The sequence below is a fragment of the Fischerella thermalis PCC 7521 genome (genome assembly GCF_000317225.1).
Taxonomy (GTDB): Bacteria; Cyanobacteriota; Cyanobacteriia; order Cyanobacteriales; family Nostocaceae; genus Fischerella; species Fischerella thermalis.
Genome location: NZ_AJLL01000139.1, coordinates 1 through 290 on the forward strand (window position 1 = coordinate 1; position 290 = coordinate 290).

Below are 290 nucleotides of genomic sequence, written 5' to 3' on the forward strand. Positions count from 1 at the left end.
TTTAACCTTCCTTGCGGGAAGTCCCCAGGTGGAGTCTTCGAAGGGGATGAAACTTGGGCAGGATCTAGTTATCCAGACGGAGAATCTTGCTGCTTGATGTATTTTTTCAGCACATCAAATGACACTCCGCCACTGGAATTCACAAAATATGAACTCGACCAAAAAACAGGCTTCCAATAGTATTTGTCTACGTGTGATTTGAACTCCTTGCGGATTAGTCTACTTGACGACGCTTTTAGAACTTTTACCAAGGCTTCCGCCTTGGAAGGCAGCTATTTTGAGGGCAGAGG

1 pseudogene is annotated in these 290 nt (G+C 45.2%); it reads right to left on the bottom strand.

The features are described from left to right. Positions 1 to 68: 68 nt before the first annotated feature. Positions 69 to 251: pseudogene (locus UYK_RS25500) on the bottom strand (transposase); the annotation flags it as partial. Positions 252 to 290 lie beyond the last annotated feature (39 nt).